The sequence below is a fragment of the Kurthia huakuii LAM0618 genome, assembly GCF_000505545.1.
In the GTDB taxonomy this organism is placed as follows: domain Bacteria; phylum Bacillota; class Bacilli; order Bacillales_A; family Planococcaceae; genus Kurthia; species Kurthia huakuii.
The window spans coordinates 91,489-105,678 of sequence record NZ_AYTB01000015.1 but is presented as its reverse complement, the minus strand read 5'-3'; the positions used below and the strand labels follow the sequence as shown (position 1 = coordinate 105,678).

At 36.5% G+C, this 14,190-nt stretch carries 11 protein-coding genes; 9 read left to right on the top strand and 2 right to left on the bottom strand.

Going from position 1 to position 14,190, the window contains the following annotated elements; genetic code table 11:
- Positions 1–102 precede the first annotated feature (102 nt).
- The 4 genes from V514_RS0112205 (at position 103) to V514_RS0112190 (ending at position 7,927) form a co-directional block, all read left to right on the top strand.
- Complete coding sequence (locus V514_RS0112205) at positions 103–777, top strand: response regulator transcription factor (protein WP_029500216.1); 675 nt, start codon at positions 103–105, stop codon at positions 775–777.
- Positions 778–810: 33 nt separating this feature from the next.
- Entirely contained in the window at positions 811–5,841 is a 5,031-nt protein-coding gene (locus tag V514_RS0112200) for an AAA family ATPase (RefSeq protein ID WP_029500215.1), read from the top strand.
- A gap of 458 nt (positions 5,842–6,299) precedes the next feature.
- A complete protein-coding gene (locus V514_RS0112195) occupies positions 6,300–6,917 on the top strand; it encodes a nitroreductase family protein (protein WP_029500214.1) in 618 nt (205 codons plus the stop codon).
- Positions 6,918–7,090: 173 nt separating this feature from the next.
- Positions 7,091–7,927 (top strand): aldo/keto reductase, encoded by an 837-nt coding sequence (locus V514_RS0112190; protein ID WP_029500213.1) that lies wholly within the window; start codon positions 7,091–7,093, stop codon positions 7,925–7,927.
- Positions 7,928–7,969: 42 nt separating this feature from the next.
- Here V514_RS0112190 and V514_RS0112185 read toward each other — a convergent pair whose 3' ends face one another.
- Positions 7,970–9,298: a diguanylate cyclase domain-containing protein gene (locus V514_RS0112185; protein WP_161630203.1), complete on the bottom strand. Its 1,329-nt coding sequence runs from the start codon at positions 9,296–9,298 to the stop codon at positions 7,970–7,972.
- Positions 9,299–9,530: 232 nt separating this feature from the next.
- Complete coding sequence (locus tag V514_RS0112180) at positions 9,531–11,054, bottom strand: GGDEF domain-containing protein (protein WP_029500211.1); 1,524 nt, start codon at positions 11,052–11,054, stop codon at positions 9,531–9,533.
- A gap of 386 nt (positions 11,055–11,440) precedes the next feature.
- Between V514_RS0112180 and V514_RS19195 the strand changes: the two genes are divergently transcribed.
- The 5 genes from V514_RS19195 to V514_RS0112155 all read left to right on the top strand — a co-directional run bounded on the left by V514_RS19195 (position 11,441) and on the right by V514_RS0112155 (position 14,113).
- On the top strand, positions 11,441–11,899 hold the full coding sequence (locus V514_RS19195; RefSeq protein ID WP_035944797.1) for a tetratricopeptide repeat protein: 459 nt from the start codon (positions 11,441–11,443) through the stop codon (positions 11,897–11,899).
- A gap of 44 nt (positions 11,900–11,943) precedes the next feature.
- The gene (locus V514_RS0112170) at positions 11,944–12,342 is read left to right on the top strand and encodes an acyl-CoA thioesterase (RefSeq protein ID WP_029500210.1); all 399 of its coding nucleotides are present in this window, start codon (positions 11,944–11,946) and stop codon (positions 12,340–12,342) included.
- Between the two features lie 95 nt (positions 12,343–12,437).
- Positions 12,438–12,875, top strand: a complete 438-nt coding sequence (locus tag V514_RS0112165) for a hypothetical protein (protein WP_029500209.1) — start codon at positions 12,438–12,440, stop codon at positions 12,873–12,875.
- A 174-nt stretch (positions 12,876–13,049) separates the two neighbouring features.
- Positions 13,050–13,490, top strand: a complete 441-nt coding sequence (locus V514_RS0112160; RefSeq protein WP_029500208.1) for a MarR family winged helix-turn-helix transcriptional regulator — start codon at positions 13,050–13,052, stop codon at positions 13,488–13,490.
- Complete coding sequence (locus V514_RS0112155) at positions 13,487–14,113, top strand: nitroreductase family protein (RefSeq protein WP_029500207.1); 627 nt, start codon at positions 13,487–13,489, stop codon at positions 14,111–14,113. The genes V514_RS0112160 and V514_RS0112155 overlap by 4 nt, the downstream gene beginning before the upstream one ends.
- Positions 14,114–14,190 lie beyond the last annotated feature (77 nt).

The window sequence follows — 14,190 nt, the reverse complement described above, 5'->3', positions numbered from 1 at the left end:
ATGATGTTAAAAATAGTTAATTCGTGGTAAAAATTTATCATAATGACGAAAACATGGTAAAATAAAAGGATTAAGAAACTAGTATAAAAGGAGTGTGAAAGGATGAAAGAACGAATTGTTGTTATTGAGGATGATCTAGATATTTTAGAAGTGTTATCAATTTATATTGAAAATGCCGGATTTCAATTGTTTAAAGCATCAACAGTAGTAGATGGTGAGCGTATTATTTTGGAAAGTAAACCCGACGTTATTGTATTAGATGTGAACTTGCCAGATGGCACAGGCTTTGAGTTAGCAAAAAAAATACGTACTAAAACGGATGCTATTTTAATGTTTTTAACGGTAAATGAAATGATTGATTATAAATTGATGGGTTTTGAAGTAGGTGCCGATGACTACATGACAAAGCCATTTATTCCAAAAGAACTTATTGCTCGTATTCAGGCACATTTGAAGCGTCGTGTACCGGACCAACGTAATGTTTTAACATTTGATGATTTGTCGATTCATTTGGATGAAAAAGAAGTATATTGTGCTGGTGAGCGCATTAATTTATTTACAAAAGAGAAGCAATTGCTCTTTTATTTAGTTGAAAATCGCACACGCGTTGTAAGTTCGGAGCAACTACTCAATAAAATTTGGGGTTATGATGGTGTCGTCGATCCGAAAACTTTGTCGGTGCATGTTAGTACATTGCGTCGAAAAATTGGGGATTCTTCGACGAAACCGCGCTGGATTCAAACGATTCGAGGGTTTGGGTATAAGTTTAATGAATAAAATCAGAGTCTTTCGTAAAAAGAGGAACCTAATATGGTGAAAAAATCAGAATATATGTCACATTTACTGCATCGTAAATATATTGACGCACATAAGGCGATGATGTTACTCCATGTTATGCCGGGTGTTATGACAAGACAGCAAGCGCAAGAAACATTACAGTATGTACAAAAAAACAGTGAATTGCATCCGTTTTTATTTCACCCAATAGATTTTTTGGAATTTAATGGGCAGTTTTTATTGTTATATGAGGATTTTACGGATCAATCATTGCAGCAATTATTATCAACTAAACTATCGTTAAATCAAGTACTGCAAATTTCGATTGCGATAACTGTAGCCATCGAAAATCTACATCATCATAGTCAAACATATGGCTTGTTGAATCCTGCTCATATTTTTGTTAATCCACAAACATTAGACGTAAAATTATTAGCACCGCAAACGTTAATACATCCGACAATGGAGAAAAGCTGGGTATATATGGCGCCAGAGCAAACCGGACGTAACGATCAGCATGGTGATGAGCGCGTTGATTTGTATGCGTTAGGTGCATTATTGTATGAAATGATTGTTGGAATGCCGCTATTTGAGGCAGAAACAGAACGGGATTATATATTTGATATTTTAACGAAGCAAGTTGACAGTAAAGTGATTATTCATCATAGCCGAATGCCAATTTTAGCATCGATTGTTCAAAAGTTAATAGCAAAAAATGCTGCCGAACGTTACCAAACAGCGAGTAGTTTAAAATATGATTTAATTCGTGTTTTGGAAGCACTAGGACAAGACCATTATGATGTAGCATTTACGCTTGCAGAAATGGAACATCGTATTGATACGAAAATTGACGGGAAATTATACGGACGTGATACTGAAAAACAGCTACTTGAGCGCGCATTTCAGCGTTCGGCTTTAGGTGAGAGTCAAATCGTATTTTTAGTTGGCGCATCAGGAATGGGAAAATCATCGCTGGCGAAAACAATTATGGAACAGGTTTTTTACGTCAAAGGTTATTTTGTCGAAGGGAAATTCGATCCATTAAAAAAACAACATACATTCGAACCAATTGTGGCACCATTTCGTGAATTACTTAAACAAGTATATTTAGCTGGCGAAACGGAAGTCGAACAATTTAAACTGGGCATAAAGCATGTAGATTTAATTATTATGGATAGCTTATTGCAATTGATTCCGGAATTGTCGTGGTTTATAGAACCAACGAGTAAAATAATTGATGACCGCGAGCAAGCAAAACAACAAATTTATTCGTATATTTTTGCCTCCTTGCAAAAAATATTATCGATATTTTCAATTGAAAAACGGCCAATTGTGTTTTTTATTGATGATTTACAATGGGCCGATGATATGGTCATTGATTTATTTAAGAAAATTTATGCGCATCATGAGCAAGGTTATTTATTATTTATTGTTGCTCATCGCGATGATGAATTGTGTGAAACTCATAGGATACAGTGGCAAAAAGAAGTAGATAATTATAGCACAATTCGCTTATCGTTACTTGATATGGCAGCTGTGAAAGAATGGGTTGTCTCGCTGCTTGGTGCGAGTCAAAATTCATTTGAAATTGCGCATTTTTTAGCACGTATGACGCAAGGGAATCCGTATTTTATTGCGGAAGCTTTTCGGACGTTGTTGCAAACGAAAGCTTTATACTATGATATTAGCACTGCTAGTTGGCATTATGATCTTAAAGAAGTGAATACACTTGTTGCAAGCGAGCGTTTATCAGACTTTATTACGCATCGCATCGATTTACTAGAGCCTAGAGCTAAATACATTTTGCAAATGGCTTCTTGTTTTGGTCAAACATTTGAATTTCATTTATTGTTAAAGTTACTCGACATGCCTTATTACGATTTGCTGAGTGAGTTACATACGCTAATGGAACATGGATTTATTCGCATGCGTATTGGCCATCAACGAGCATTGCCAGATGAAAAACAACTATTTCAATTTGTTCATGATGGTGTACAGCAAGCTGTTTATAATTCGCTAAATGATGAGGAACATATGACGATTCATTTTTCAATTGGAAAGTTACTACAAAAAGAAAATAAAGGTGTGGAATTATTAGAAGAAATTGTACGCCAATTAAACTATTGTAAGGAACGCCTGAATGCAGCAGAGCATGAGGCGCTCGCTTTATGGAACCACCAACTTGGGGTATTGGCAAAGTCAGCGGGACTTGTCCAAAATGCACGCTATTATTTACTAGAAAGTCTTGCGCTATTACCGGTAGATTGTTGGGAGCGCATGCGCATCGAAACTTTGCAAATTTATATGGATTTAGCTGAATGTGAAGGTGTATTAACTAATGTCGAAGCATCAAATTATTATATGGCTGAAGCGTTGGCACATACGCAAACAAAACTTGAAAAGTTGCGTGTGTATTGTTTAATGACGCTTATGTATCAAGAACATGATTCATCGGATCAATTGTTTGATATTGGCTTTAGTGCGCTTGAATTATGCAATATGAAAATTCCACGTTCAATCAAAAAATGGGATATCGTCAAGGAATTTGCAAAATTAAAATGGGAGCTACATAATAAAACGAATGAAGATTTATTAAATTTATCCCCTATTGAAAATGAAGAAATGGATGTTTTAATGCAAGTGATGATTGCATTCGGGCGCTTATCGTCACATGCGAATATTTCAGCAATGTTGTTTTTACGCATGATGCGTTTGCAATTAAAATATGGCGCGTCAACGCATACACCAATTGTGTATTGTAACTATGCTTTGATGTTGATTTCGGGGTTTGATGACGTTGAAGGAGCAATGCGCTTTGGGAATTTAGCAAAAGAGCTTGCAGATCAATCGGAAGATATTTATATTAAGGCACGCGTTTATTTTGTTTATAGTGTTTTTTTGCAGCATTGGGAGCGAGATTTATTAGCGTCTATTGAACTGATGCGAGATGGACAACTTTGCACGAACGAGCTAGGAATGCACTATATTACGACCGCGCATTCATGTTTTTTATGCAATACACGCTTTTTAGCAGGAGATGCTTTGCATGACGTACAACAGGAAATTTTGCTGCAACAGCAATTGTACGGAAAGCATACCAATCCGTTAGCGGACGATTTTTTGGCAGAGTTGAATCATTGGATTGAGGCGATGCAACGCGATGACGTACCACGCAATTACGATAGAGCGATTACACTTGAAAATGAAGTGATGATTAAAGTAATGCATTATGTTTTGCGTATGCAGATGGCGTATTTTTTTAATGATCGCCATGAACAGCAAGCACTAGTGAAGGAATTAGAGCGTCAGCAGCATGATATTATTTCATTGCCAATTGCGCCTTACTATTACTTTTTCAGAGCATTACATCAATTTGATCGATTACAAGAGGAAATTTTACCACGCAAAATTTTAATGAAAGTATTGCGAGAAATTAAAGAAAGTTTATATAAATTTAAATTATGGAGTGAGAAAGCACCGCATCAATATGAGCATTTATATATGCTCTTAGTAGCGGAAAATGAGCAGCGCAAAAGATTGTATGATGAAGCGATGTTACATTATGACCGCGCCATTCAATTGTCGAAAATCTATCATTATTTGCATCATGAGGCCATTATTTATGAACGTGCCGCACGTTTTTATCGTAAGCGTCATGAAGAGAAAAAAACGCAGCGTTATATTGCACAAAGTATAAAAAAAATAAGATTATGGGGAGCTCCTGTCATCGCTGAACGACTTGTCGAAGCGTATATGCACTATATTTTTCCGCAAGAACTTGCACCGTCGACTACGCCTATTGATACACTCGCCCTATTTGAAGCAACGCAATCTTTGGCGCAAGAAACAACGATCGAAGAAATTTATGAACGATTACTAACAATTTTAATGAAACAAGCGAACGCAACGGCTGCTCATTTTATTAAGCATCGTGATGGAGCATGGTGTATTACCGCTTCAATGAAACGTGACCAAGAACTGATGAAATTAGATATGACGACGATACCGTTATCAGCAGCGCAACTTGTCATGATTTATGAAGCAGACCAGCTAGAGCAAACGTTAATATTGCGTGAAAGTACGGATGAAAAAATTCGTTTATATGATAAACAAGCAAAAACATTAATTTGTATGGCGATTCAATATAAAGGGAAAACGACCGCTTTCTTATATTTAGAAAATTGTTATGTAGAGCATGTATTCCAAGTAGTCGATATGGATATTTTACGCCAAATTGCGTTGCAGTTATTAATTGCTGTTGAAAATGCGGAAGTCTATAACGAGTTAGAAGAACGTGTTAATCATCGTACACAGGAGCTTGAAGCGCGGAATTTAGATTTGCAAGTAGCAATGGAACGCCTTGAAATGAGTGAGCAAGAGCGCAAACAGCTATTGCAAAGTGTCTCGCATGAATTGCGTTCACCGATTACGTCAACACTTGGTTATATTGAAGCGATTTTAGATGGTGTTGCGAATGATGAGCAGCAGCAAAAAAATTATTTACAACGTAGTAAGGAACGGTTACTCGGTTTAAATGAGTTGATTCGTGATTTATTTGATTTAGCTAAACTAGAGGCTGGGCGGCTAGATTTTCATTATACACAATTATCTACACAGCAATTGTATGACGCACTATGTTATAGCTATGCAGATGATGTGGCACAAGCTGGTCTGCAGTATGCTACGACGAGCACTGTGTCAGATGATCGTTATGTAGTAGTTGATATTAAACGAATTGAGCAAGCTTTTATCAATTTAATGACAAACGCCATTAAATATACGGACAACGGTCACATTACATTCAAAATGAGTATCGAAGAAGATGTTTTAGTTGGCGAGATTGAAGATAGTGGTATCGGCATTCCAGCGAAGGATTTGCCGTATATTTTCCAAAGTAATTACCGTGCAAGTAATAGTCACCATCGTGATTCACATGGTATTGGATTGGCGATTTGTAAAAAAATTATCGAAGAACATCGTGGCAACATTGATGTGACAAGTTCAGAAAATGTCGGCACCTGCTTCCGCTTTACTCTACCACTAGAGCAAGAGCGTTCATCGTAGTGATGAAATTCTAAAGATCTATTTTAATAAGGTAATTGAATTTTTTTTCAGATAAATTTGATTATTTAACTGTTTTTCAACCTTTTTCTCTTAAAATATAGTGTAGCAACGAATGAAAAGAGAGGAGGGCGCGATAGTATGCAACAACTGCTTCAGTATGATAATTTTCATTAGCGACACTCCTATGAAAAAATTAAGCACCTATTATATGACGTAAGCCTAGAATATCCTGATTCTAGGCTTTTATATTGACTTATAGTGGTTTCTATCTTACAGTAAGTTACGAAAAGTAATTAAGGAACGAGAAAATAGGAGGGTAATAATAACAATTTATCAAAAAAAGCCAATTATTTATACGATTTAGATGACAAAGCACATATATAGAACTGTTTTTTTAGTGATATAGATTTAATAATACCTAGACGATTTAACAATTGAGAGTGAATAGGAGTATGGATATGGAATTTACAGATTTAGTGAAGGCGCGTCGTTCAGCTAATAATTTTGATGCAGAGGTGCGTATTTCTGAAGCAGAATTAAAGGTTATTTTTGATGATACAAAACTAACACCGTCTGCATTTAACTTACAACCAGTTGGTTACAAAGTAGTGATGAATGATGCAAAATTACAAGAACGTATGAAAATTGCGAGTGGTGGGCAGTATAAAGTAGGGGTATGTTCAGCGGTAATTGTTGTGACAACAAATACGAAAGCTTACGAAGATACCGCGATACTTCATGCGGGCGCGGTACAGTTTGGCATTATGTCTGAGAGCGAAGTAGCTGATGAAGTTCAAATGACAGCAACGTATTACGAAGGGCAAGGCGAGGATTTCCAATATTTTGATGCGGTACGCAATGGCTCGTTATCAGCAATGCAATTTATGTTAGCCGCTAAAAATCAAGGTTGGGATACGTGTCCAGTTAGTTATGATGATAAGTTGGTACGTGCGGCGCTGAATTTACCAGACAATGAGCAAGTTATTTTTATGATTGCACTTGGTAAAGAAAAAACCGCACATCCTCGTATGCGCGGCTACCGACGACCTGTTAGTGAATTTGTTAAAATTTATTAAGATGCAAGAATCGCAGTGATGCGGTTCTTTTTTTATGTTAATGCTGCTACCATGAGCTCACAAACTTCCGCGCAGCGTAGAGATGCTTGATAAAGTTCAATGCGTTGAGATTCTTATATTAATTGTTTAAGCAGCCATTGACGTGGTAACAGTAACTATAGGAAGGTGATACAATGATACCAACAAAAAAATTAGCAGATGGCTATAATATTCCGGCCATTGGTTTTGGAACTGTGTTCATGAAAGGTGAGGTTTGTGCGAATTACGTCGCACAAGCCATTCAACATGGGTATCGTTTAATTGATACGGCGATTCGTTATGATAATGAAGGAGCGGTAGGTGAAGGTATTCGTCGTTCAGGTATTCCGCGTGAAGAATTGTTTGTGACATCAAAATTGCGTGCAAAGTATTATGAAAATCAGGCTGTTGCCTTTGAAATGATTGAGGAATCACTTTACCGTATGGGATTGGATTATTTAGATTTGTATTTACTACATTGGCCAAATCCAACGCAAGATTTGTATGTGCAAGCATGGCAAGTATTAATCGACGCACAAAAAAGAGGGTTAGTGCGTTCAATTGGCGTTTGTAATTTCATGCCGGAACATCTTAATCGTCTTGAAGAAGAAACCGGTGTGTTACCTGTTGTGAATCAAATTGAATTACATCCTTACTTTTCGCAACAACAACAGCGTGACTTTGATGCATCAAAGTCGATTGTAACGGAAGCTTGGAGCCCGCTAAGTCGTGGACGTACGGTAATCTATGATGAAACGTTACAAGCTATTGCAGCTGAAAAAGAAAAAACGGTCGGACAAATTATTTTGCGTTGGCATTATCAACTTGGCGTTATTGCGATTCCAAAAGCTTCTTCTGATGAACATCAACTGGAAAATTTGGCGATTTTTGATTTCGAATTGTCCGATGAGGATATGCGCTTAATTAATGCGTTGACACAAGATAATGGTCGCATTGATCATCAGGACCCGCGCGAATATGAGGAATTTTAAGACGCAAAAACAAGCAGGAATGGTGCTTCCTGCTTGTTTATGTTATAACTCGCGTGCTTTTTTAATGCGTTGTTTGTCGAGATACATCGCATCATCTGCGAGTTGATAGTAGTATTCGAAATGCGTGGATATTGTAGCATGAATAATCGAGTAGCCAATGCTTGGTGAAATAATGAGTGATAGTTGCTCATAGATGAATGGTGTTGAGACAAAACGTTCACGTAATGAATCAACAAAACGCATGGCATGTGCTTCGTCACTATTGGGTAAATAAATGACAAATTCGTCGCCACCGAGTCGTGCCATTTCATCGTTAGATTGGATTTCATTGCGTAAAATTTGTGCGGTATGCTGTAACACATAATCACCAATTTTATGCCCGTACGTGTCATTAATTTGTTTGAAAGAATTTAAATCGATTAAAATAAGTGTACCTTGTTGTAAGTCAGTTACTAATTGTGTCACTTTTGGAATGAAGTAAGCACGATTAGGTAGTTTTGTTAACTGATCTTCAAATGCTAATTGCTGCAGCTGCTGTTGGTGTATCATTTCTTCGGTCATATCAAAAAATGATAAGTAGTAGAAAAGCTGATGTTCTTCTTCTAAAATAGAGGCATTTATAGATAAAAAATAAACATTATCAGACAGTGAATCTTTCATGCGCATGACGTGATTTGTTAAAATGCGCTGCTTTGTTAATAAATCATAAACGGAGCCATTCTTTTCTAATGAGGAATCGTTGAAAAAGAGTGCATGAATCACATTTTCAACGCCATATTGTACGATTGGTTTACGTGCGTTGTCATTGATGTCTACAATACGAAATTCATGGTCTAAAATAACGATGCCAATCGGCGATAAGGCAATCAGTTCACGGTAGCGATTTGCAATGCTCGGTGAGAGTTCTAGGTGCACCATACCTGCACCAATCGCTAAAATACAACTGACTTGAATGTACATTGAAAAAAATGGGAAAAACAAATTGTCAGGTAGTAACCATTCGACGATATAAAAAGCACTGATACTAATAACGAGCACCGTTGAAAAATAATAGAACATTTTTTTTTGAATGCCGCGTCTAATTTTCAGAGCGATGTATATGACAAAACATAATAAGCTTACTAATAAAATGCCCGATAAGTTATAAACATCTGTTAAAAATGTGGTTGTTGAAGTGTGAATCCAAATGTTATTTTTATGAAATTGCGCAAATGGTAAATCAGCGAAAAAAGCGCCGATAAAAACAGCGAGTGCGGGTACATAAAAAATGTACGGTGCTAATGGAATGTGTATTTGCCGCAAATTTCGAATGAGCCAATACGCAAGATGAATTAAAGCGCCGAGTGATAAGATACCCGCAGGTGCGTGCACATAATTTGTTAAATAAGGGCTCAGTGTAGGATATAGATGGGCAATAAATATGGCTAAAAATGTTGAAATATAACAACATGAAATAAACGTAATTAACCAATTTGCAAAACTGTGTAGCCCACGTGTTAGGATGAATAAACTTGAGCAAATCAAAATAACTACTGGGATTAAAAATACGCAGCAGTATAGTAAGAGAGTGGTTGCATCATATGTCAAAAGAACGCCCCCTTTTTCAAGCGTTATTTACGTGCTTTTTTTCTTTATACATATTTAAATCTGCTTCATGCAAGACATGCTCTAAATGATTGAGCGGCTCTGTTGAAATCGCGTAGCCAAAGCTAGCGCTAATAAAAATATCGTCACCCTCTGGTAATTTAAGTGGCGTTGTTTGGCATTGCAAGCGCAACGTATGCAACAATGACTCTACGATATCAACGGATGTACAATTGTGTAAGTAAATGGCGAATTCATCACCGCCTAATCGAGCGCTTAAATGAGGGGATTTTACATGTTCTTTAAAAAACGAGGCGAAAAGTTGTAGCAGTTTATCGCCAACTTGGTGTCCATACGTGTCATTGATATGTTTAAAGTGATTTAAGTCACACAAAATTAACGTGCCAGGCATATTTTTGCTAATAATATACGAGTTAAAATAGGTACGGTTAGATAGATTTGTAAGTGTATCGATATATGCCATGTCACGAATTTTTCGCTGACGCTCAACTTCGTTTGTTTGGTCATACCATACTAAATAATAAAACGGATCCCCATTTAAATAAATGACAGAAGCGTTGCACGAAAGGTATGTTGTTGAGCCATTGTTGGCATTTTTGATTGTTAATAGTTGCGATTGCAATGAATTTTCTTTGATTAGACGGTCCATAAACGCTTGGAAGCGCAAAACATTTTCTTTTAGAATAAACGCATCTTTTGCATCCATGCCAATTTCAAATGGAGCCCATGTTGTTGCAGCATCATTGAAATCAAAGATACGTTGTTTCTCATCAAGTAGTATAATTGCGTATGGTGTTAATTTCATCATCGTATAGTAGCGCTTTGCAAGGCTTGGTGTTAAATTGAAACGCAGTATACCGACAAATAGTGTAATTGTTGTCAAAACGCCTAAATAAAGCGGCCACATAGGTGGGTATGGAATATATTTAAATGTAAAAATACAGACAATGTATAGTGTGAAAATAAACAATTGACTGAGCAATAAGAAACGAATAAGCGGAAAAATGCTACTTTTGCGGCAACGGTTGTAGCCAGCAATTAAAACAGGAAATGTCGCTAATAAAATCGCACCAAATGATAGAAAGAATAATAGTGTATATAACGGCATGTCACGATAATACCAAATGATAGATTCATAAAAATCGACTGACTGAATACTAATAAATGGGATAATTGTCAGCATAAAGATCAGAGGCATATAAAAAATATATGGCGCAAATCGAAATGAAATGATTGTATCATTTGTTATCACGATATATATAGTATGCAATGTTAGGATGGCACCGAGTAAAATAAACGGTGCAACGATAAATTCAGTTAGCCACCAACCTTGAGTAATAGGCATTAAATGACGGACAAATTCACCAATTAATGCAATGGCGTAACTGTTAAAAGCATAGGCCATAAGTTTTGCAGCTTTAATAGTATGCGACCGTGTTAAAAGAATGGTCGTACAACTGATTAATAAAATTGCAGGAAGTAAGAAAATAGTAAAATATATATAAAAAACAGATAATTCCACAATTAACCCTCCAATTAAGGTTCGAAAATATAATTCTCTTATAGGTATAAGAATTATATGCCGTGTTGTGTGCTAAAAATGAATTCGTGTTTATCTTTACCCTCTAAAAAAAGATAAAAACTAGATGGAATTTCTTACTGAGTGGACTAAATATAAACAGGGTACTATTGACTTATTGTTATTATAATATTAATTTTCTGTTAATTCTGAAAATTTATGTAGGTAAAAATATCTTTTTTAGTTTTTAATTTTGAAAAATAAAACATATAACAAGTATAAAAGTATGGTTAGGTGGAAAGCACACTAGAAAATTATTTTAAATGACAAGCATTTAAATTGAACTAAATAAGGGAATAAGAACATTAAAAGTATTGGAGGAATTAAGTATGTGGGAATTAGCAATGCGTTTACGAAAGGCAGGAAAGCATGAAGAAGCACTGAAGCAATTTGAGCAATTAGTAATAGCGAATCCACAAGATGCAAATGCCCATTACTATGTGGCTGCGAGTCATGATGTTTTAGGACATGAGCAACAAGCTGTGCCGTATTATGAAAAAGCGATTGTACTTGGCTATGATGAAGTAGATGCGTATATTGGTTTAGGGAGTACATATCGCGTGCTCCATCGCTATGACGAGGCGCGCAAATTGTTGGAGAAAGGGTATGAACGCTTTCCAGATAATTTAGCATTGCCACCATTTTTAGCTATGGTGTATTACAATTTAGCAGAGCATGAAAAAGCAACGGCGTTGTTGCTGAAAAATTATGTGAAAGCATCTCATGATAATGAAGTACAAGCTTTTAGCCGCGCTATTAATTATTATGCTGCACATTTGAATGATTGATGGTAAAGGAATTAGGGACAAAATACTAAAAAGGGGCAATGGTCATGCGAGTTGAGATGAAATTAGAAGTATTAGAACCAGATACAGATGTCAATGGGCATATGAATCACGTTCAATATATTTACTATTTAGAACAGGCACGCCATACGTGGTACAACGGGATTGGCATGCCGGTAAAAAAGCTTATTGAAGAGGACCGTATTGGAACGGTCGTCGTCCATTTAGAAACGGACTTTAAAAAAGAGGCACGTCTAGGCGATAAATTAATTATTCATACGACATTAGCACATATTGGAACAAAAAGTTTTACGCTGCATCAAGAAATCGTCAATGAAGCACAAATCACGATTGCTGAAGCAATGATTGTTAGTGTGATGTTTGATTTGGCGGCACGTCAGGCAATCCCCGTATGTCAGGAAATTATTGATGCAGAGCGAAAATAGTGAACATGTAAGAGTAGGGATAGTATAATCGGCAATATTTCAAAGTGTAAAAAAATTATTTTCGTGGAACTATAATGAATAAGGAGGGGATGAACGTGCATCAAAATCAATTGATTGTGAAAGAAGCATTAGCCGGAAAATCAGCGAAAGAAATTAAAAAAGTATTAAAAGATGAAAAAATTGATATGAAGGCGAAAGAAATTGTTGCTCATTTGGCGTCGCGAGGTTTTATTTACGATAAACATGCAGAAAAATGGGTGCAAGTTAAGCCATTCCATCCATTTACTGATGAGGAAATCACAAAATTAAAAGAATTAGTAACGATTGATTCAACGCAAAAATTACAGCAGACACTTGCCACCGACATTAAGGAAGCAGCCGCGGCACTAGCATCTGAAGAACGTAAGAGTAAAACATTTTATATTGATCAAGGAATGGCGCAACAAGCTAAGGAGTTTGCTGAAGAAAAAGGCATTAAGCTCGCTGAATTTGTAGAAATTGCGCTGCTTGATGCGATGGATAAATATCGCTAAGTATTATTAAGACCGCATTCCTCAATGAATGCGGTCTTTTTTCTGTTAATTTTAGGGTTTAAAATAGACTGATAGTATTGTTTTTTTGTAACGCGTATAAAATCATTGAAAAACATTATGATTTTTATATAATTGACTAGTCAACGATTGATAAATCAACGAAGGGGTTTTACCATGAGTCAGGAAGAGATGAAGCAATTATTAATGGCATTAAAGAGCATTGATCGTCAGGTGACGCAATGCTTTGAGAAATCAACGAATATGAGCTTAACACGCTATGAAATGTTACAGCAACTCTACCATCACGGCAAAATGGTACAAAGCGATTTGCGTGATGTGTTGAAAATTGACCAGGCAGCGATTACGCGACATTTAAAAATTTTAGAGCAAGAAGGCTTTGTTGAGCGCCAACGGAATGCGCACAATAATCGCGAGGTATTTGTGCAGCTAAGTATGGCAGGTAGGCAACAGCTAAGTGGCTGTTCGTGTAATCGTACACAATTTTTTGACGAACTCTATCGTGGGTTTTCTGCAGAGGATTTTGCACAGCTGCAAAATTTTATCGCGCGACTTAATGACAATGTAACTACAATGAAAGAAGGACGAATACAATGATTTCTACACAAACAGCAACGCAACAAATTATGGAGGACCGTAAATCGGTTCGTAAATATAAAGAAGGCGTGACTATTCCACAAGAAAAATTAATGGAATTATTACAATTAGCTACAACAGCGCCATCATCAAGCAATATGCAACCTTGGCGTTTCCTTGTCATTCAAGATGAAGAGGCAAAAAAAGAACTACTACCAATTGCTTTTAATCAAGAACAAATTGTAAAATCTTCTGCGACAATTGCCATTTTAGGTGATATGAAAATGTATGAAAACGCTCAAGCGATTTACGATGCGAATGTAGAACAAGGGTTTATGTCGCGTGAAATTGCTGATAATATGATTCAAAACTCATTGAACTTATATGCGGGATTAACAGATGAAGCGTTAAAAGGTGTTATTCAATTTGACGCGGGTTTAATTTCAATGCAAATTATGTTACTAGCAAAAGATATGGGTTATGATACAGTGCCAATGGGTGGCTTCAATAAACAGCAATTTGCTGAACACTTTAAGTTACCTGAAAATGAATTCCCTGTCGTATTAATTTCAATTGGGGAAGCGGCTACTCCAGCATATGGTTCTTCACGTATTCCGGCTGAACAATTAACGCGTTTTATTTAAATAGTTGAAAGAGGCTGGGACATACGTGTAACAACATCCTCTCAGATGAGCATAAGAAAAACCGGAATTGCGCTGTG